General features: G+C 39.0%; 15 protein-coding genes and 4 tRNA genes. 12 read left to right on the top strand and 7 right to left on the bottom strand.

Features of this window, described 5'->3' with window-relative positions; all coding sequences use genetic code 11:
* Window positions 1-53 precede the first annotated feature (53 nt).
* The 8 genes from M23134_RS38430 (at window position 54) to aroQ (ending at window position 13,747) form a co-directional block, all read left to right on the top strand.
* A complete protein-coding gene (locus M23134_RS38430) occupies window positions 54-1,922 on the top strand; it encodes an eCIS core domain-containing protein (RefSeq protein WP_198145044.1) in 1,869 nt (622 codons plus the stop codon).
* A gap of 168 nt (window positions 1,923-2,090) precedes the next feature.
* Window positions 2,091-5,384: a SpoIIE family protein phosphatase gene (locus M23134_RS18380; RefSeq protein WP_045113838.1), complete on the top strand. Its 3,294-nt coding sequence runs from the start codon at window positions 2,091-2,093 to the stop codon at window positions 5,382-5,384.
* A gap of 68 nt (window positions 5,385-5,452) precedes the next feature.
* Window positions 5,453-6,139, top strand: a complete 687-nt coding sequence (locus M23134_RS18375) for a leucine-rich repeat domain-containing protein (RefSeq protein ID WP_002698587.1) — start codon at window positions 5,453-5,455, stop codon at window positions 6,137-6,139.
* Between the two features lie 205 nt (window positions 6,140-6,344).
* Window positions 6,345-8,132 (top strand): eCIS core domain-containing protein, encoded by a 1,788-nt coding sequence (locus M23134_RS39915; RefSeq protein WP_085986339.1) that lies wholly within the window; start codon window positions 6,345-6,347, stop codon window positions 8,130-8,132.
* Window positions 8,133-8,394: 262 nt separating this feature from the next.
* Window positions 8,395-10,410, top strand: a complete 2,016-nt coding sequence (locus M23134_RS18365; RefSeq protein WP_002698584.1) for a 7TM diverse intracellular signaling domain-containing protein — start codon at window positions 8,395-8,397, stop codon at window positions 10,408-10,410.
* 163 nt (window positions 10,411-10,573) lie between these two features.
* Entirely contained in the window at window positions 10,574-12,580 is a 2,007-nt protein-coding gene (locus M23134_RS18360; protein ID WP_002698582.1) for a 7TM diverse intracellular signaling domain-containing protein, read from the top strand.
* A gap of 243 nt (window positions 12,581-12,823) precedes the next feature.
* Complete coding sequence (locus tag M23134_RS18355; protein WP_045113837.1) at window positions 12,824-13,306, top strand: hypothetical protein; 483 nt, start codon at window positions 12,824-12,826, stop codon at window positions 13,304-13,306.
* Between the two features lie 12 nt (window positions 13,307-13,318).
* Window positions 13,319-13,747, top strand: coding sequence for a type II 3-dehydroquinate dehydratase (gene aroQ, locus M23134_RS18350; RefSeq protein ID WP_002698579.1), 429 nt, complete (start codon window positions 13,319-13,321; stop codon window positions 13,745-13,747).
* Between the two features lie 140 nt (window positions 13,748-13,887).
* On the opposite strand, the gene M23134_RS18345 is transcribed toward aroQ, so the two are convergent.
* The 3 genes from M23134_RS18345 to M23134_RS18335 all read right to left on the bottom strand — a co-directional run bounded on the left by M23134_RS18345 (window position 13,888) and on the right by M23134_RS18335 (window position 16,024).
* Window positions 13,888-14,340 (bottom strand): MarR family winged helix-turn-helix transcriptional regulator, encoded by a 453-nt coding sequence (locus tag M23134_RS18345; RefSeq protein WP_002698577.1) that lies wholly within the window; start codon window positions 14,338-14,340, stop codon window positions 13,888-13,890.
* A 118-nt stretch (window positions 14,341-14,458) separates the two neighbouring features.
* On the bottom strand, window positions 14,459-14,890 hold the full coding sequence (locus tag M23134_RS18340) for an organic hydroperoxide resistance protein (RefSeq protein WP_002698575.1): 432 nt from the start codon (window positions 14,888-14,890) through the stop codon (window positions 14,459-14,461).
* Window positions 14,891-15,331: 441 nt separating this feature from the next.
* Window positions 15,332-16,024 (bottom strand): VOC family protein, encoded by a 693-nt coding sequence (locus M23134_RS18335; RefSeq protein ID WP_002698573.1) that lies wholly within the window; start codon window positions 16,022-16,024, stop codon window positions 15,332-15,334.
* A gap of 203 nt (window positions 16,025-16,227) precedes the next feature.
* Here M23134_RS18335 and M23134_RS18330 point away from each other — a divergent pair, with 203 nt between their 5' ends.
* From M23134_RS18330 to mtaB, 4 genes are all read left to right on the top strand, one after another.
* Entirely contained in the window at window positions 16,228-16,806 is a 579-nt protein-coding gene (locus M23134_RS18330) for a hypothetical protein (RefSeq protein WP_157558538.1), read from the top strand.
* Between the two features lie 101 nt (window positions 16,807-16,907).
* Complete coding sequence (locus tag M23134_RS18325; RefSeq protein WP_045113836.1) at window positions 16,908-17,414, top strand: hypothetical protein; 507 nt, start codon at window positions 16,908-16,910, stop codon at window positions 17,412-17,414.
* Window positions 17,415-17,768: 354 nt separating this feature from the next.
* A complete protein-coding gene (locus M23134_RS18320) occupies window positions 17,769-18,287 on the top strand; it encodes a hypothetical protein (RefSeq protein ID WP_157558537.1) in 519 nt (172 codons plus the stop codon).
* 299 nt (window positions 18,288-18,586) lie between these two features.
* Window positions 18,587-19,903: a tRNA (N(6)-L-threonylcarbamoyladenosine(37)-C(2))-methylthiotransferase MtaB gene (gene mtaB / locus M23134_RS18315; RefSeq protein WP_002698568.1), complete on the top strand. Its 1,317-nt coding sequence runs from the start codon at window positions 18,587-18,589 to the stop codon at window positions 19,901-19,903.
* A 213-nt stretch (window positions 19,904-20,116) separates the two neighbouring features.
* Here mtaB and M23134_RS18310 read toward each other — a convergent pair.
* The 4 genes from M23134_RS18310 to M23134_RS18295 form a co-directional block, all read right to left on the bottom strand.
* Window positions 20,117-20,190 (bottom strand) — tRNA-Trp (locus M23134_RS18310).
* A 159-nt stretch (window positions 20,191-20,349) separates the two neighbouring features.
* Window positions 20,350-20,422, bottom strand: a tRNA-Lys gene (locus tag M23134_RS18305).
* 268 nt (window positions 20,423-20,690) lie between these two features.
* A tRNA-Ile gene (locus M23134_RS18300) sits at window positions 20,691-20,762 on the bottom strand.
* A gap of 20 nt (window positions 20,763-20,782) precedes the next feature.
* A tRNA-Arg gene (locus M23134_RS18295) sits at window positions 20,783-20,855 on the bottom strand.
* Between the last annotated feature and the right edge of the window lie 3 nt (window positions 20,856-20,858).

Raw genomic sequence — 20,858 nt, 5'->3', positions numbered from 1 at the left:
TGCAACGCCCACATTTTTGGAAGTTTGCTCACAACCATCAAATTCTACTAATTATGACAATGCAACAATCTGGACACAAGTCTGCCAATGAATCGGACAATGGCAACCCCACCCAACTCAAGACCCAAAAAACTTTGGGGAAGCCCCAATCAATTAAAACTTCGTCGCCTTACCAACCTATACCTTCGCGCACAGGGCAACAACCCCCGATTCAGAGCAAACAAAGCAAACTAGGGGGCCCCATCCCAAGCAAGCAGGGCAAGCTGGGCCCCATCAAAGCCAAGCAACGCCCCATTCAAAGGGCTGAGAAGGGTAAACCCTCTAGCCAGGGTAGCTCTACCGAAACCCAGCTCAAACACAACGTAAGCCAGCTCATGGGGGTAGACGTGACCGATACCCAGGTGCACTACAACTCTGACAAACCCACCCAACTCAAAGCCGAAGCATTCGCCCAAGGCAACGAGGTACACCTGGCACCTGGCAAAGAACGTCACCTGGGGCACGAGCTCGCCCACATTGGGCAGCAAAAGCAAGGGCGGGTAAAGCCTACCCTGCAGATGAAGGGAGGCACCTCGATCAACGACGACCCTCAACTGGAGCAGGAAGCAGATAAGATTGGAGACAAGGCTCTACAGATGAAGCCCCAACAAGGGGAGACTTTGCCCCTGCCACAAACACGTACCCCAAGCGGAAATAACGCTCCAGTGCAAAGGGTGGTCAAAACCAAGGATGGAAAGAAACATGGCACAGAGGTAATAAATAAATACTTGTTAGACAGTCATACAATAGAGCTACTTTTGGATAGGCGTACATTTGTGTGCAATACAAGCTTACAACAACTCAACGATGAACCAACAAACAACCATATTCTATTATTACGTCCCGACTATTATTACCTGATTGGAGAAACACATACAGAATCGCCCCAATCAAAAATTACTCAACACTTCAAAAATACAGTTCCTTTGCTCTACGAGCACCACGCTCCCCATCACAGCGACCCTAAGTTTGACAAGAGTAACCAGGGGCAACCCCCACTGGAAAACACCATCGCCAGGGCGTCTTTTGTTCCACATACTTTTGACAAAATAGTAGATCATGCCATGATATTACTCACATTACCTTCAGAGGGACATAAACCCATTGATAAATATATCAAAGGGCTTTTTACATCAGAAAGCTTTCTTAAAAACCTAAATATTTTAAAAGATTATTTACTCAAGTATCCTACGGCAACCTCACCTGAGATGAACACCAACGTACAATCAACCGCTATTGATAGTACTCAAAGCCAATATTTAAATGCACTGCAGGAGGCTATAGCACTCACTCAAACTATAACAAAAGTTTTAAGCCTATCGGACGAAAAAAAACGGATCAGGCAAGGGGAAATACTAGGCTCTACAAAAGTTGATAAAAAGCTTAAATATAAAATACTCCAGCAGCTCAGTACCTATGTCATGCAAAAAAACAACCCTGGGTATGCAAAAAAGGCCTTACAAAAAAAGGACAAATTACAACAAGCAAACCATTACCGAGAATTGTACATGCTCGAAAACATCCAACGATTTGGAGCAAAGCCCTCTATAGCATTAATGGGAAGCATTCATGCCCAGAATATAGAAAAGCACTTGGGAGGTTTTGAGCAAGCGTTGGCTAAAGGGTATATGGTAAATCATTACTTTGAAAACTTTGAAGAAATGGTCGCCTTACCGCAAGTATTCAAAGATATGGATCTAAAGTTTAAAGGGCAGCATCTAACTCTAAAGAGGCAGGAAGTTCAGTCTGGCTTTGATTTTAGCACCGACATCACTGACAAAGATATACCACGTGATGAGGTATACTATAAACAATATATTAAGCATCTAGAGAAGGAATCTGGCTTTGATTTTAGCACTGACATCACCAGCAGAGACTTATGAGTAAACCTTCATTTTATACACAACTGAAAGTAAATTCATTATAAAGTTCACAACTACTTACAGGGTAGCTGCAAACTTGTGGCTACAATAACTCCTCACACCACAAAACTTTTTCTGTATGGTTGGCTTACATACAATTACTTCATCAGGCAAAAATTAGTTAAGCAAATGAACCCAATAACCGCTATTCTATTTTTTTTATTGTTAAGTTTTTCTCCAGCAATTGTAGCACAAAAAATTAAAAGCAAAGGAATACCTTATATTAGAAATTATACGGTGGGCGAATACCAGGCATATACCCAAAACTGGGCGGTTACGCAAGATAACCAAGGAGTGATGTATTTTGGCAATAATAGTGGTATCCTTGAGTTTGATGGGGTACACTGGCGCTTGATACAGTTTATCAATGGAGGCAGGGTCAAGGATTTTGCCAAAGATAGCCAAGGTACCATCTATGTATGTGGCAGAGATATAGGCTACCTGCAGAAAGATACTTTGGGACAAACTCGTTTTGTTTCCCTACAAGATCAAATCCCCCCATCCTGCAAAAAACAAGCGTTTTGGCAAGTACACGTTACTACCCAAGGCGTTATTTTTCAAGGGCGTAACTATTTGTGTATCTGGAAGAATAACCAAATGAAAGTGATAAAACCACCCAAAAATCAGTTTTCATCCAGTTTTTATCTACAACAGCAATACTATATACAAGTAGTGGGCATCGGGCTTTTTATGCTGCAACAAGGCCAACTTGTACTGATGCCAGGAGGCAACTTGTTCGACAAAACCAGGTTACGGGTGATGTTTATGTTGGGCAATCGCTTGATTGGCATGGCAGGCGGAAAAACTTTTTATTATACTCCTAAAAAATTATTTGAAGTATACCATTGGGGTACTTATCTGGATACATTTATCCAAAAAAGTGAACTGTATTCTTATACCAGGCTCAATTCAAGACACTTGGTATTGGGTACACGAAATAAGGGGTTGGTTGTGATCGATACAAGTGGGCGTATTATTCAGCACCTGCACCAGGGCAACGGGCTACAAAACAACCGGGTATTTGCCATGGCTTCTGATAACCAGGGAAACCTTTGGGCTGCGCTGAATATAGGTCTTAGTCAAGTCCACCCTTACTCTTCTATCTCTTATTTTGGAAAAAGCCACCACATTCACAGTAAAGTGCACAATGTAACACTGCATCAAAACAAACTTTACCTGGCGACTTCTAAAGGGCTGTTACAAACCCAATGGAAAACCTCCAGGCATCTCAATCAAAAGTTTAGCAAAGCGAGTAAAGGCTTGAAAAACTTTCAGATGTGGGATATCCTGTCTAGCAACCAGGAATTGATCAATACATACAACCATGGGATACTAGGTATTACTCCTGACCAGGAACGCAAATTAGGTCCATTTAACTATAATACCTGGCGGTTACTCTCTTACCAAAACCTGGTGCTGGCAGGTACCAATCAAGGAGTGGCATTGTTCAAAAAAACGTCACAAGGCTTAAAGTACTCCCACTTTATCAAGGGGTTTAGCGAAAAAGTAAGGTATATGACGTATGCTCCCTCATCGAACACCTTGTGGATAGGGCGTTTATACCAAGACGGGGTGTATCGCCTTCAGCTCAATGATTCTTTAGACAGCATTGTAAGTTGTACACTATACACAACCGCACATGGGTTGCCCTCAAGCAAGCACAACAAGGTTTTACAACTCAGTCAAACGCAGGTATTGATTGGAACCAGTGATGGTTTTTATGTTTTTAATAAAGCCACAAACAGATTTGAACCTAAAAAAAACTGGAACAAGCTTTTGGGAAAAAATAAACGGGTACTATGGGCAGAACAAGACTCGCTGGGCAATGTGTATTGCCAGATAACTGAGCATGACCAGGTTGCCCAATCTTTTATACAAATTGTGTTGTTGCAAAAACAACCTGATGGTTCTTACACATTGCATCATAAACCATTTACCGCACTGAGGGGAAGGCTAAGGAATTACAACGACGATATACATATTTTAAACAACCAGGAGGTGATGTTTACTATTGAGGGGGGCATTGCGCATTATGACCCTACCATACCTCAACCAGTCCATCAAAAGTTTCAGACCAAACTCCACAAAGTAGAACTCATAGGGCAACAAGATTCGCTTATTTTGGCTGGGGGCAATACCATAGAGCAACCAGCTGTGCTTTCGTACAATACCAACAACATTCGCTTTAGTTTTGCTGCCTTATTTTATGCTTATGCTGAGCAAAACGAATACCAGTACCAGCTCAGGGGTTTCGACAAGGGGTGGTCTGCCTGGAGCAAAACCACCCAGAAAGAATACACCAACTTGCCCGAAGGAAACTATGAATTTAGGGTGAGAAGTAAAAATATTCATGGAGATGTAGGGCAAGAAACCTTGTTTTGCTTCGAGGTATTGTCCCCTTGGTATCGCACTGGCAATGCCTATGCTGGCTATGGTTTATTGCTAATGTTGCTGTTCATGGCAAGCGTCAAAAGTTATAGCTGGCGGGTAATCAGACAACGTAATCGATTGGAACACAAAGTACAACTAAGAACTGCTAAAATAGCACAGCAAAAAAGCTTTATCGAAATTAAAAACAAAGAACTGATACAGCAACAAGATGAAATAGTTGCCCAAAGAGATTTGATCGAATTACAAAATGAGGTACTTAAATCAAGTCACCTTAAAATATCTCAAAGCTTAAGGGCAGCCCGTAAAATACAGCAGGCTGTGCTGCCATTTGCCGAACGCATTCACCCTTTGTTTACCGATTATTTTACCCTTTATCGCCCCAAAGATGTAGTAAGTGGAGATTTTTACTGGATTGAGCCAATAGATGATGCCATATTTATAGCAGTAGCAGACTGTACGGGTCATGGCATACCAGGTGCTTTTATGAGTATGATGGGCTGTGCATTGCTCGATCAAATCATTAGGATCAATGGCATACACAATCCGGCACAGGCACTGGATACGCTGCATAGTGAGGTCTACCGGGTATTACAACAAGAAAAAAGCAAGGATAGAAGCGGCATGGACATCGCTTTATGCAAACTGGAAAAACAACCTGAAGAACAAACCAAGGTCACTTTTGCGGGAGGAAAACGCCCACTTTATTACACCAATAGTAATTGTGGGAAAATAAGAGAGTTGCGGGGAACACCTAAGTCTATTGGGGGGTGGCAGCGTCAAAACATATCTTATGCCAACCAAACTTTGTACTTGCCAGCCCAAAGCGCGCTGTATATGTGCAGCGATGGCTACACTGATCAAAACAATCCCCAAAGGCAAAAGCTTGGTCAAGAGTGTTTGCAATACTTATTAGAGCGCATTTGTAAGTACCAAATGCTCAAGCAAAAGTATGCGTTGGAACAACTGCTGGATGAGCACCGGCAAGGCGAAGAGCAACGAGATGATATTTTGGTGGTAGGCATTCGTTTGTAAATACCTGCTTTTCCCCTGATATAATACAGAAACATTGCCTGAATAAATTAATAACTACAACTAAAGTCATGAAACAGCCAATATACCCTAAAAACATTGCATACTCACTTAGCAATAGTTCTACTCACAATGAGTCAGCAACTTTGAAGCAACTCAGACATAGAGGTGCTTCTGTTGAGTTACCAGAAAAGCCCAACCCAACCTCTAAAGTCAGTCATTTACAACGTAATAAACCATCACTTACCCCTATTATTACTGTGCAAATGTGTTCTTCAAAGCTTAAAAAATTGCCTTTAGCTGTGACTCAGTGTGTTCATGCCAAGGCTTTGATTTTGGCTTTTAATGAACTGGAAGCATTGCCCACCGAAATAGGGAATATGCACAACCTGGAATATTTATACCTCAATTTTAATCGATTAAAAGGACTGCCTAATGCTATAAAATACGCTTCAAAGCTTAAGGCACTTACATTGGTAGGTAATGGACTTCAACAAATCCCCTCTCAAGCATTTGAGTTACATCAACTATGCTGGCTGGACATGAGCTTTAATAAAATTAGTCATTTGCCGGAAAACATAGGTGCCCTCACCAAGCTGAAAACACTCACATTAAGCCATAACTATATTCGAACAATACCCAAAAGTATTGCATCGCTTGCTCAGTTGAAATATTTATCGCTGCAAGGTAATTTTTTGACTGGCAAAGAAAAAGAGAAGGTAAACAATCTGCTACCAAATACCCAGATCAAATTTTAGAACATACATTGAACGCCCTCGTGTACCATTGGTAACACCTTAGAAAAGATGCGCTAAACAAAACAACATAAAGTACTATAAATGAGAAACTTAACTATTTTTGTTGCCTAATTGTGCGCAGGTATGTCTCTATAGTAACGCCTCCAATAGCTATGCAATGCTTGTATTTTTGGAAGTTTGAGCAACCACCAATATTCTTATCATTATGACAATGCAACAACCTGGACACAAGTCTGCCAATGAATCGGACAATGGGCATATCACCCAGCTCAAAACCAAAAAAACTTTGGGGAAACCCCAATCAATTAAAACTTCGTCGCCTTACCAACCTATACCTTCGCGCACAGGGCAACAACCCCCGATTCAGAGCAAACAAAGCAAACTAGGGGGCCCCATCCCAAGCAAGCAGGGCAAGCTGGGCCCCATCAAAGCCAAGCAGCGCCCCATTCAAAGGGCTGAGAAAGGTACTACCCAGAGTAGCTCTACCGAAACCCAGCTCAAACAGAACGTAAGCCAGCTGATGGGGGTAGATGTCACCGATACTCAAGTGCACTACAACTCTGATAAACCCACCCAACTCAAGGCCGAAGCTTATGCCCAAGGCAACGAGGTACACCTGGCACCCGGCAAAGAACGCCACCTGGGGCACGAGCTCGCCCATATTGGACAACAAAAACAAGGGCGGGTAAAGCCAACCCTGCAAATGAAGGGGGGCACCTCGATCAATGATGACCCTCAGCTAGAGCAAGAGGCAGATAAGATAGGAGATAAAGCCCTACAGATGAAGCTCCCTCAGGGGGGAACTTTGCCCCTGCCACAAAAAAGCACCCCAAGCGGAAATAAGGCTCCAGTACAAAGGGTGATTATAACAAATAAACAAACGCTTGACAAAGAATATTACGATCAACACAAGCAGGAGTTGAACCCACATATAGGGCTATTAATGGAGAACAAAAAACGTTTTTTTATGATCGACTTCCAAACGGTTATGTCCCTCAATGACAACAAAGACGACAAAACAGTGGAGGTATTAGAAGACAATATATATATTATTGGAGAAAACCACATAAAATCTAGCTTTGATAAAAAGGCCAACCCCTGGACTGGTATAAAAGAGTTTACCAAAGCCAGTGAAGGTCATGATAAACACAAGAATTCACAATATGAGCTTTCTCCCAACGAGAAGGCGGCTATCGAAAACAGTATTGTCCAGGCTATTTCTGACATAATGGGGGTACCCCGAACTTTACTTGACATACTTCAACTTACACCTTATTTGACCAACGATAAACTTGGTTGGAACCCAGAGATATTAGATAATATAGAAGAATATAAGAAACGTCCAGGAAATCAGGAAATTGATAAGATGATTCAACACTCTATAACCCTTTTAGACAGTGCAAAGGAATCACTGCCTAAACTGACACTTTTCTGTAAGAATAACCAGATTAACGGGTTCTCTGAGATAAGTGATAAATTGAAAAACTTATTGGCAACACCAAAAAATGTAAAGAATGAAGAGTTGATACAAGTACAGGAATTGCTGCAACAACTTATGCCTTATTTCACAAATATTTTGCAGAAGGATCAACCAGAGGTCTACCAAAAGGTACTCAAGAAGGAAGTGTTCGAAAAACTGGAACCAGCGCAACAAATAGAAAAAATAACGGCTATGAGGGAATATCACATGCAAAATAATATTAACTCCTTATCCTCGCCAGCATTGGTACAGGTAGGGCAAAATCATGCCAGGAGTTTTAAGAAAAAAAAGACTCTCGCCCATCATACCTTGATTTTTTTGGATGTAAATGAGTATGAGAAACATGTGCGAGGCTCCACGGTACTAAAAAGACTTAGGATATACAAACTACCTGAAACAAACAAAAAACAGCAAAATAACCAAGTGACTAAAAATAATGGTAATAATAGCAATAATAATGATACTCCCAAAAAAAGACAAAGCATTAGTAATATGGGAAGTCTTTTTGGCTAACAAATCGCCTCTATTAAAATGCTTCAAATTAGTTGGTAAGTTGTTTGTCTCGGCTATTGCATTTTTTTTGATTTAAAAGCATAGCAAAGGGTATCTTCTTTTTCAGTAAAATTAAATGAAAATATCTTTTGCTTGTTTTATTAAAAAAACAATGCTTATATTTCTTACACAAGTATACCAGATGCTATTCATAAAATTTAAACTTGTTTTAATTTTTGTAACTATTGAATTACAGCAAGTCATCCTTTAAAATATCCAACCCATGCGTTTTTGTTTGGTTATATTTTTTGGCTCTCTATGGGGCACATTATCAGCTCAGACTGGTTTATCGGTTTTATCGCTGCACTCCCCCCACCAGGTAACCAGTCTTACCCCCTATATTTATTTTTTGAAAGATGACAGCCAGCAGCTCACATTGCAAGAGGTAGTCACCAATAAGTTTCAGTCCAGGTTTGCCCCTAAAACAAGCAAATCACCTAATTATGGGAGAAACGGAGTAGTATGGCTGCGATTTACATTAAAGGGTGCTAAAGGCAAATACTTGCTTGAACTACCTCAAAATGCACTATTAGGTATGGTGTTTTTTCACCCTCTGCCCAACGGCAACTACAAGAAAAACAAAAGAAGTAGCTTTAAAGAGCAAAAGATTAAGGTACCACGCGCATTATTTGAGATAAACCTGCCAGACAATGCCCCACACACTTTTTATATACGCTGCCAGTCTCGGCAAACCCTTACGATTCCTTTGCTTGTGGGAAGCACCTATGCTTTTCTCAGCAAAAACCACAAAAAAAACAACTTCGAGGGTGCTTTTTTTGGGGTGATGTTCATCATGTTTTTTTATAACTTGTTTATATATCTCAAGGTAAGAGACAAATCACACTTGTATTATATACTATATGTAACGAGCTTTACTATACATATATCAATACGTACAGGTTATGCTGAGGAGTTTCTGTGGCCAAATCACCCTGAATTTAACCACTATAGTTTTATCACTAACACCTTGACCATGAGCTTCGCATTACTTTTTGCCAGACATTTTCTAAAAATAAAGAAATATGCTCCCTTGATGGACAAAGTTATTTCCGGGGGGGTATATTTCTTGCTGCTTACGCTCACCATAGGTTTTTTTAATCCATCGGCTGCACTCAACCTTGTTTTGGCCACCACAGTTGTTGTGACCATATTATTACCTGTGCTAGGGCTTGTTATTTTGCCTAAGTACCCATTAGCTAAATATTATTTGCTAGGTTGGGGAGGCTTGTTAGGCAGTGTATTGATAGGAGTGTTAAACTCTCTTGAGGTTATTTTTTTAAGCATTGCCCCCCTCCAACTTATTCAAATAGGAGTTATAAACGAAGCACTTATGTTTTCGTTCGCGTTGATAGAACGTATCAACCATGATCGCCGTGAAAAAGAAGAAGCACAAGAGGCGGCAACACAAACAATGAAAATACACAATATAGTATTGGAAGAAGAGGTAAAACAACGCACCAAAGAAATAGACTTTAAAAATCAACAAATTACCCAAAGTATCACCGCCGCTGAAAATATTCAACAAGCCATGTTGCCACAAGAAGAAGATTTAGCCGCTTGCTTTGAACACTTTTTTCTATTATACAAGCCCAAAGCCATTGTCTCAGGAGACTTTTACTGGGTGAACAAAGTCAATGAAGAAATCATATTGGTAGTGGCCGACTGTACGGGGCATGGGGTACAAGGGGCGTTTATGACCTTGATAGGTAAAACCCTGCTTGATAAAATTATTCTGCTTGAGAAAATAACCAACCCTGCCAAAATACTTGAGAGACTGCACCAAGACATAGTAAAATCGCTCAAACAAGAAGACACAGGAAATGATCAGGGTATGGATGCCATTGTTATTGCCACCGATACGGCAACCCCTCTCCAACAATTTGTTTTTGCAAGCGCTAAGGTACCCTTATACTATGCCAAACCACGTACTGGTGAAGTAACAATACTCAAAGGAACATCGAGGTATATTGGGGGTAAACAACGCAAACAAACGCCGTTTGTAAACCAACACATACACCTGGAAAAAGGTGATATGATGTACATGGGAAGTGATGGCTATAAAGATCAAAATAATGACCACCGACAAAGCCTGGGAACGAGTAATTTTTTGACTTTATTAAGCTCAGTAGTACACTTGCCATTAAAAACCCAAAAACAATACCTGGATGACTACCTTCATACCTACATGAAGGATACTACCCAGCGAGACGATATTTTAATTATGGGCTTTAAAGTATAAACAAAGCTTGGAAACAACAGGCTTTGCAAGGTAGGCTATATTGTACCTTAAGTATTAGAAATAAATAATTGACTTGCTTCTAACTTTTGCAACTATAACACGTAAGAATTACAGCAAATCACCCTAAAAAAAACTATCCTTTAATACTTAAAAAATCTACTTCATGCGTTTTTGTTTGGCTATGTTTTTTTGCTCTGTATGGGGTACATTATCAGCTCAACCAGTTTTATCACTGGACTCTTCTCATCAAGTAACCGACCTTACTCCTTATATCTATTTTTTGAAAGATGATAGTGATCAACTAACCCTCCAACAAATAATTACTAATCAACTACAAGCCAGGTTTACCCCGAAAATAGGAAACTCGCCTATTTTTGGAAGAAATGGAACAGTATGGCTTCGGTTTACACTACAAGGAACCAAAGGTAAATATTTGCTTGAAATACGTGAAAGTGTATTATTAGACCTCACTTTTTTTCACCCTTTGCCCAATGGTAACTATCAGAGAAATAAAAGAAAAAGTTTTAAGGAACAAATGGTCAAAGTGCCACGGGTATTATTTGAGATAAACCTGCCAAACAATACCCCACACACTTTTTATATACGCTGCCAATCTCCAAGAGCGCTCATGATTCATTTAGCAGTGGGAAAGCCCCATTTATTTCTTGCCAAAAGCCACCGAGAAGATAATATCCTGGGTGCTTTTTTGGGTATTCTATGCATTATGTTTTTTTATAACTTGTTTATATACGTCAAGGTAAAAGATAAGTCCTATCTATATTATATACTGTACATATTAAGCATTACCTCATATACAGCAATGCTTTCAGGGCATGCCGAAGAATTTTTGTGGCCAAACCACCCTGAACTCAACAATTACAATACTATAGCCAACCTCTTGACCTTTATTTTTATGATGCTTTTTGCCAGGCACTTTCTAAAAACGAAACAATACGCTCCCTTGATAGACAAAATCATTTCAGGAGTTTTGTATATGTTTTTAATAGCGCTTGTGGTGGGCGTTGTTAACCCATCACTTATTTTAACATTTAATTTAGCCGCCATAGTTTTCACCACCCTCTTTTTACCTGTTATCAGTCTCATTATTTTACCTAAATATTACCTCGCCAAATACTACCTATTGGGTTGGCTGGGTTTACTGAGTACCCTATTTTTAGCTGCACTGCATCTTGCTGACATTATTTCTTTAGACATAGAAGCATTTCATCTGATTGAGATAGGAGTAATAAGTGAAGTGCTTATGTTTTCATTGGCATTGGCAGAACATATCAGCTGTCATCGCCGTGAAAAAGAAGAAGCACAAGAGGCGGCAGCACAAGCAATGAAAGCACACAATATAGTGTTGGAAGAAGAGGTAAAACAACGCACCCAAGAAATAGAGTTTAAAAATCAACAAATTACCCAAAGTATCACCGCCGCTGAAAATATTCAACAAGCCATGTTGCCACAAGAAGAAGATTTAGCTGCCTGCTTTGAACACTTTTTTCTGTTATACAAGCCCAAAGACATTGTATCAGGAGACTTTTATTGGGTAAACAAAGTCAATGAAGAAATTATATTGGTGTTAGCTGATTGTACCGGACATGGAGTACAAGGAGCGTTTATGACTTTGATAGGCAAAACTCTGCTTGATAAGATTATTCTGCTTGAGAAAATAACCAACCCTGCCAAAATACTTGAGAGGCTACACCAGGACATAGTAAAATCACTCAAACAAGAAGATACAGGCAATAACCAGGGCATGGATGCCATTGTCGTTGCTACTGATGCATCAGCTCCTCTCCAACAGTTTGTTTTTGCAAGCGCCAAGGTACCCTTATACTATGCTAAACCACGCACCAGCGAAGTAACAGTACTCAAAGGAACATCGAGGTATATTGGAGGTCAACAACGTAAACATATTCCATTTGTAAACCAACACGTACACCTGGAAAAAGGGGATATGGTGTATTTGGGAAGTGATGGCTATAAAGATCAAAATAATGACCACCGACAAAGCCTGGGAACAAGTAATTTTTTGACCCTATTAAGCTCGCTAGTACACTTACCATTAAAAACCCAAAAACAATACCTGGATGACTACCTTCATACCTACATGAAGGATACTACCCAGCGAGACGATATTTTAATTATGGGCTTTAAAGTATAAACAGAAAAGGTAGTACATTCGCCAATAGCGCCCAACTATTTATTATATGTCAATTTTGATAGCCAAAGCTTTATCATTGACCCCTACCTAATAAATAATTGGTTGGCAAAAGCAGGAAACACAATCAATTCACAAAAAATTGCCCAACCAGTCAAGGCTTGCCAAGCACTAAAAAAAAGCCCTCTTAATTGTTTGTTGCCAAAAGCTAAATTATCTTGCCTATCAAAGAAAAATCCAAGAAAAATGTATACACCTTTTAAAGAAATGCCCGATCATGCCCGTGTTTGGGTATATCAGGCAGATCGTGCTTTGACTGACAGCGAAAAAGCTGAGATGGAACAACACCTCAAAACATTTGTAAACCAATGGACGGTACACTCTAAAGACCTGAAAGCATCAGCGAAAGTATTTCCTGACCGATTTGTAGTACTTGCTGTAGACGAAAATCATAATCAGGCAAGTGGCTGCTCTATAGATGCTTCAGTTCGTTTTGTGCAAGAACTTGAAAAACATTATAACCTAAGCTTATTTGTACGCACTGAGGTAGCTTATCTTGAGGGAGATACAGTAAAAACTACCCCAGTAAAAAGTTTGAAGCAACAAGTAAATGAAGGAGTGATTAAAGCAGATACCACCATATTTAATAATCTAGTAAACAATGTGGGAGAATTGAATAGCCAGTGGCAAGCTCCAGCAAAAACTACTTGGTTATCACGATACTTTTAAGCTTTTCAATATATGACAATCGCTATTATCAATGGTCCCAACCTTAATCTACTGGGAAAGCGTGAAGTAGACATTTATGGCAACCAAACTTTTGATGACTACTTTATAACACTTAAGGAAAAGTTTGATCAACAAGCTATTCTTACGTATTTCCAGTCTAATCATGAAGGTGGAATCATAGACCACATCCATGAGATTGGCTACGAGTATGATGGTATTGTACTCAATGGAGCAGCTTATACCCACACCTCAGTAGCCATTGCCGATGCAATTGCTGCTGTTACCACACCAGTGGTAGAAGTACACATTTCTAATATTCACGCCAGAGAGGGGTTTCGTCAACATAGTTACTCTGCGACTAATTGTATAGGAGTAATTACTGGGTTGGGGCTAAAAGGCTACGAACTTGCTATCAAATATTTGATTGATAGAAAAAAGTAATGTCTAATCAAGGGCAACTTTTGACAAGTGCCCTTGATAAAGCTACTCTGAGTCGTTTATATGCCAGAAATATTATAATTGTTTTAAACAAAGTATTTGGGTATTGTATTCATCACCAAATACTTTGAGATGGCACCTCACTAACCTTCCTGTTGCTCTATCTTTTCCATTTGCCTTATCAAACCATAAATTTGCTGTTTTAGTTGACTTATCCCTTCAATGGGTAATCCAGTTTTATTCAAAATTTGTTCTGGGATGCAATACGCCTGCTCTTTGAGCGCTTGCCCTGCTGGAGTCAATGTAATCATTACTTTTCGTTCATCCTTTTTAGAGCGAGTACGTACTACTATACCTGTTTTCTCCATACGTTTAAGCAAGGGAGTAATGGTGTTAGTGTTTAGGTACAACTGTTGCCCGATTTCGTTTACAGTTTGTTCATCTTTTTCCCACAAAGCCATTAAGACCAAATATTGAGGATAGGTAATACCCATGACATCTAGCATAGGTTGGTAAGCTCTTGTAATCATGCGCGATGCTACATACATAGGAAAACAAATTTGGTTTTCGAGCTTTAATAGTTCGTCTTGTTTCATATATATTGATTTATTTCAAAACGCTAAAATACGCAAAAAGCATCAGGAAAACGGATTTCCTGATGCTTTGATATTTAAGTGTTCTTTTACCGCAAGGTAATCAATGGTGTCAAAGAGCTTATACCAACTCCTCGTTAACCAATGTAAGGCTTACCTCAATGTTGTTGCGGGTAGCGTTAGAATAAGGGCATACCTGATGCGCAGTCTGCAAGAGTTTTTCAGCAACATCACGTGCCACACCAGGAATTTTTACTTCAAGCGCTACTTCCAACCCAAACCCTCCTGAAGGTATTGAACCAATCCCTACTGTAGCAGTTACTTCAGTATTTTTTATCGAAATTTTTTGTTGACGAGCCACGTGGTTCAAGGCACTGTCAAAGCAAGCAGAATAGCCAGCCGCAAATAGCTGTTCAGGGTTGGTAAAGTCTCCCCCTGTTCCTCCCAACTCTTTAGGCATACGTACTTCCAGGTTTAATACATCATCAGATGACTTTACTTGACCATTTCTACCTCCAGTAGCTGTTGCTTGAGCTTTATATAATGTTTTCATCGTATTGTTAAATTAAATCGTTTGCGCTTATATCGTTTGCGATACAAATATATGAAATTACCTTTCACAATTACAAATATTAGGCAGGGTTTTTATATTTTTCAATAAAAAACAGTACTCTTACTCATTAGATAAAAATAAACAACCGATAAGCTTTATCCTCTTTCATCAGATTACAAAATGCTTAACTAATCGTTTGGGCTTGCTGTTACTTACGCCAAAAAATCGTTTCTAAACTTGTTGGAATGGCACTAAGGCTGAGGCTTAAAATTAACCCATATAAGTAGCCTCAAGGTGTTAGATACCGATGCAGCTACAATCAAGAATAACTCACTTATAGTATGACAGTGACCTCTATATTTAATCCTACCTTGGTACTTATCACCTATAAAAAAGAGTAAAAAACGAGTTTGGGTAATTGAAAAATTACCCAAACTTTTCTTAAGAATGTGCCACCCTCACAATGTAGGGAACTTCGTCAAAGGTAAGTTCGTCAGGTGTTTCGCCCTCAATCGTAACCACAGTGGGGTACACTCCATTGGGCAACTCAGTAGGCAACCAGGTACGATTGGTACGTACAATAATAAATAGGCCATCAGGGGTACCCATAGGACAAAAATTGGTAGTATTGCCCACCTTGCTATAAATAGACAAACCCAGCTTTTCCTTTACTTGTTGGTGCATGCCAGGCAGGTTGGGCACAGGCAAACCTATTTCACTTACAGAACAAATGCTTTGAGCACTAAATGATGCCTCAGAAGTATTATTTAGGTCGTGTCGGGCGATAAACTCTACAATATTATTTGATGGGTCAAGAAAATACAAGGCGTTGGCATTCCAGTGAGGAAAATCTAAAATATCGTCACCCTCATGCTTAAGTAAAGGTATACTACGTGTATACAGCCAACGTCGTGCTTCTTCTATTTGATTTTCAGGAATATTGAATGCAAAGTGATAAGAAGGGTTGGTATTTTCACCTGGAGGGTTCCACCTAAACTCTAGCAAAGAATTGCCTGCTTTAAGAGTAAAAGCTGTTTCATTTTCATTTTGTAGCTCAAAACCAAGCACCATTACATAAAATACTTTTAAATCCTGCAATTGGTTGGTATATAGCTGTAGCTTAGTGATTTTCATGTATCAAAATAGTTATTTGTACGTTTCAAAAAACGAATCATTACCTTTTGGTTAATCCTCACAAACAATTTGATTGTTTGGAAGACAGGTTTCGTTATCTGGGTTAGGTTTTGGCAATGATACTTGCTAAATTTATTCAGTCACTATCATCTTTAAAAACCTTTATCCAAAGTTCAATAGTAACTTATTTAAATTTTACCAACATGAAAAAAAACTTCATAAAAAACTCACTATTTATTGCATTGTTAACCTTACTGATGGGAGCTTACCAAACAGTAAGTGCACAGTCGAAAGAAGTAAAACTGCTGAACCTGGGAATACGCAACTGTGCCTCTGATGCGCAAAAGAAAGACTTATTGGATGCTTATAAAATTATGCAACCTTATGATAAAACTGAGAAATTTCCTTTTGAGAAGTGGACAGCTTATTATGTAAAAAATGCCAATCGGGCAGCTAAAAAAGGACGCAAGGCAGTAGGAGTAATAGGTAGACAGGCTAAAGCGGTCAAAATTTTACACGAACTATCAAAAGGAGATTGTAAGTACTTGAAAGACAAAAAAGGAAAAATCGGAAAGTATTTGGGCGAGATGGTGGCTATTTATGATACCAAGGTAGTAGCTGAAAAAGAAACTACTAAAAGCAAAAATCAGAATAATGCTTTATTTGGTGATAACACCACTACCGAAACTGGAGTGGCAATGGACGTAAAAAGCGCAAAAAAATTACGAGACTTGGCAAATAAGCTTCGTAAATATTCTGGCTTAAAGCCAAAAAAATATTAATACCTCCTCATTACAGCAACCTAATCAAAGGCTTACTTCTATAAAGTACCATTCGTTTAACTTTATCGAGTAAGCCTTATTTTTTACAAAAAAAGATGACAATGAAACAAGTTTTTACTTTTTGTACATTGTTCTTATGTACTATGATGTTTGCCCAGGCTCAAAATTCAATAGCCAAAAAAACTGATGTTGGGATACAAAAAGCGTTGGAAACCCACCCCAATGCCAAACGGGTATTACATAGCACTTTTAGTATTTCGCACTGGGTGCTACAGTTACATAAGGCAAGTACCAACGAAGAATTGCGTAGGCACCACCTCACAGTAAAAGAAGTAGTACACCAGCAACATATTGTAGAGGCATTGCATTCTATGTTGGGCGGGTGCCCTGAGCTCGAAAAGCTAAGGATTCCTTTGACTAACCTCAGGGGAGTTTTTAAAAAACACGTAATCACTGAGGTGGTTACCAAAAAACTGACAAACCAAGACAATGCTTTGTTTGGCGACAATACCGAAACCATTGTACGTACCAAGGTAACAGGCACTTACAAGACAATTAAAGAAGTAAGAAAAAACATTAGAAAAATGAAACGAATGCTCAAACTGTAATACTACTTGTTAAAAATATGTGATGATGCAATCCTTATTTGCATAATTCGTTTTTTTTTGTACGTTTCATAGACCAATAGTCCATAGTATTTAGTCGATAGTCGATAGCTGATTTGAGTAAATGTTCACCTTGTTAAATGCTGTAAACCAGTATTTTATATTAAGATTGCGTACTCACTTTATTTTTAAAAGTGTTTCGGTTTTATGCCTAAACACCCAATTAAATAGTTTTTAAATTCATCAATAACTGATAACCAGCAAACAACTTTGACTAAAATCACTGCGGAGTATTGATAGATATATTGTATTTACCAAAAATACACATCTTTGTGTTTATCAACAAAACAAATGTATATGCATAAAAAAACTGCTTGCTTATTAGGATTCATGATTGTATTATATGTGCTACCTGCCAACGTCTTTGCACAAAAGCATAAGACAAATGATCAGGAGATATTGGCCTGTATTGCCAAAAATAAAAGCGCACAGGGTGTAGTAGACAGTGCTTTTAGTGCCTACAAGTGGGCCATTGAACTGGAAAAAAACTGCTCGAAAGTAATCGATGGCGAGCACGAAGCCGGTGTATTGTTTGCAATAGCAGACGAAGCGGTCGTAGCCGAAATGTTATGGGAAATGTCTAAACGTTGTACTCCCTTGAAAGACGCTCAAGAATACCTTGAAACTATTCACGAAATTTTTAAATCTTCGGTCAAAACCAAAAAAACAACTAAAAAAGGAGAGTTATTCACCCGAAAAGTAGAAAGCGTATCGTTGAAAAAATACCATGTACGTAAAATTCGTAAACGTGCTGAAATAGTGGCGAAAATAATCAATGGAGAAAAACTCAGCCTTTTTCAAAAGCTACTTGACTAGCCTGATTGCTTTGAGAGTAATGATATGTAAGCCATGAATAGGAGATTCTATTCATGGTTTTTTTGTTTTCTCCCCTTCTTTCTCTTCATTCATTACACTGTAAGCCTTTCATCAGCAAAATTTTGTACTTTTGTGAATTAATTGCAGCAAGGCAGCAAGCCTTGTATGCTTTTGAACGGAATAAATAATGATTTTAAACCAGTGTTTTGTTACTACTTTGTGCTTAGTTATTGAACCGTGTAGTAGCAAGCACAACGTAATAATACCTCGTTACTTGAATTAATAATCAAACCATTGAGATGAAAAAGGTAGCATTTTATACTTTGGGGTGCAAACTCAATTTTTCTGAAACTTCTACTATAACCCGCCAATTTGAAAGCAGAGGTTATAAAAAGGTAGACTTTAACGATTCGCCTGATATATTCATTATCAACACTTGTTCTGTAACCGCAAATGCTGATAAAAAATGCCGCAAAGTGGTAAAAGAAGCCAAAAAAATATCACCAGATGGTTATGTAGCCATCATTGGCTGTTATGCCCAGCTCAAGCCCAAAGAAATTTCCAATATTCCAGGCGTAGATGCAGTATTAGGGGCTTCTGAGAAGTTTCGTTTGCTTGACCTGTTGGGTACCTTTGTAAAACCTGCCCAACCCGAAGTATTGGTACAAGAAGTAACCAATGCCGATACTTTCGCTCACTCGCATTCAATGGGTGATCGTACCCGTACTTTTTTGAAAGTGCAGGATGGTTGTAACTATAACTGCTCGTTTTGTACCATTCCTTTGGCTCGCGGCAAAAGCCGTAGTGATAGTATTGAAAATATCATAGCATCGGCACACAAGATAGGACAAACTGAAGTAAAGGAAGTGGTGTTGACTGGAGTAAACATTGGCGATTTTGGCATTCAGGAGGGTAGACGCAAAGAACGTTTCATCGACTTGGTAAAAGCACTTGACGAAGTAGATGGTCTGGAACGCATTCGTATATCATCTATTGAACCCAACCTTTTGTCGAACGATGTCATAGCGTTTACCGCTCAATCCAAACGTTTTGTTCCCCACTTTCACATTCCGCTACAATCGGGCTCCAACAAAATACTTAAGGCGATGCGTCGTCGCTATGAACGCGGGCTGTATGTAGATCGGGTAAATAAAATTAAAGAACTGATGCCACATTGCTGTATCGGGGTAGATGTAATTGTGGGCTTTCCGGGCGAAACTGAAGAAGATTTTTTAGATACATACAACTTCCTAAACGAACTGGATATTTCTTACTTACACGTGTTTACTTATTCGGAGCGTGCCAATACCCACGCACTGGAAATAAAATCTGTAGTACCTAAAGAAGAAAGAGCCAAACGGTCAAAAATGTTGCACATTTTGTCAGACAAAAAACGACGTTATTTTTATGAACAACAATTGGGTAAGGAGTACACAGTATTGTTTGAGAAAGATATAAATGAAGGGCAAATGGAAGGGTTTACTGAGAATTATGTACGAGTAACCGCCAAATATGACCCTTTGTTGATCAATGAATTAAAAAAAGTACGCCTGAGCCATATCAACGACCAAATGTTGGCAGAAGTAGAGGATGTAGAAGAGTATGTAACTCATTAAAGTTTTAGTTTCTGGAGTACTGGTTGTCTGGAACTACTTTCTGACTTTTAATGAAACTACCCGCAACATATCCTGCCCCTGATCAAAATCATTAACATTCCCAAAGACAAGATGGTTTCAAAACATAGCCTCATTACTCATAAGTAATGAGGCTTTTTTTGTACCACCCTGCTAATGACAGGTAACAACAGAATAAGAGCCCTTACCAAAATTTGGCACGGATAGAAGGAGTCGAACCCTCATCAAAGGTTTTGGAGACCATTATTTTACCATTAAACTATATCCGTGAATAAAAAAGAGGTAACTAACGACAAGTGACATTTTACCTGCTCTACCTACTGAGCTACTCTCCTATTGAGCCATACATTTTGCAGGAGAGGAGGGACTCGAACCCCCGACTCGGCGATGTGGAATCGAAGTAACACTTATCTACGACACTCTTTTTGTTCGTCCGGTGGGAATCGAACCCACAACCTTCCGGTTAAAAGCCGGGAACTCTACCAATTGAGCTACGAACGAATTTTAATTTTTGGCAAAAAAAAACCTCTTTGAAGAGACAAAGAGGCTTATACAATATTTACAATATATAAAAATAGTACAATAAATTTCTTCATCAATCAAGGTGGTATTTCCACCATTTATTATATTTTACTTTATTTTCATCTATCATATCACAAATATTTTACAAAAATAAACCTTAAAACTTACATTGTAATTTATATAACAAAAATCAATATATAAGTTCTTTATCAGCAAGATAAACCTGCTTTGTTAAAACCAAATAATAGCACACTGGAAGGAGTCGAACCTTCATCGTCCGGATATAAACCGGGTGTTCTACCTATTAAACTACAGTGCAAAATACTGTTAAACAGTTAGTTGCGTCAGAAGGAGTCGAACCTTCATCCCCTGGTTCGTAGCCAAGCATTCTATTCCATTGAACTATGACGCAATG

Origin of the sequence: Microscilla marina ATCC 23134 (assembly GCF_000169175.1) — a bacterium.
In the GTDB taxonomy this organism is placed as follows: Bacteria; Bacteroidota; Bacteroidia; order Cytophagales; family Microscillaceae; genus Microscilla; species Microscilla marina.
The sequence above is the reverse complement of the archived record's forward strand: the minus strand, read 5'-3'. Positions and strand labels throughout refer to the sequence as shown.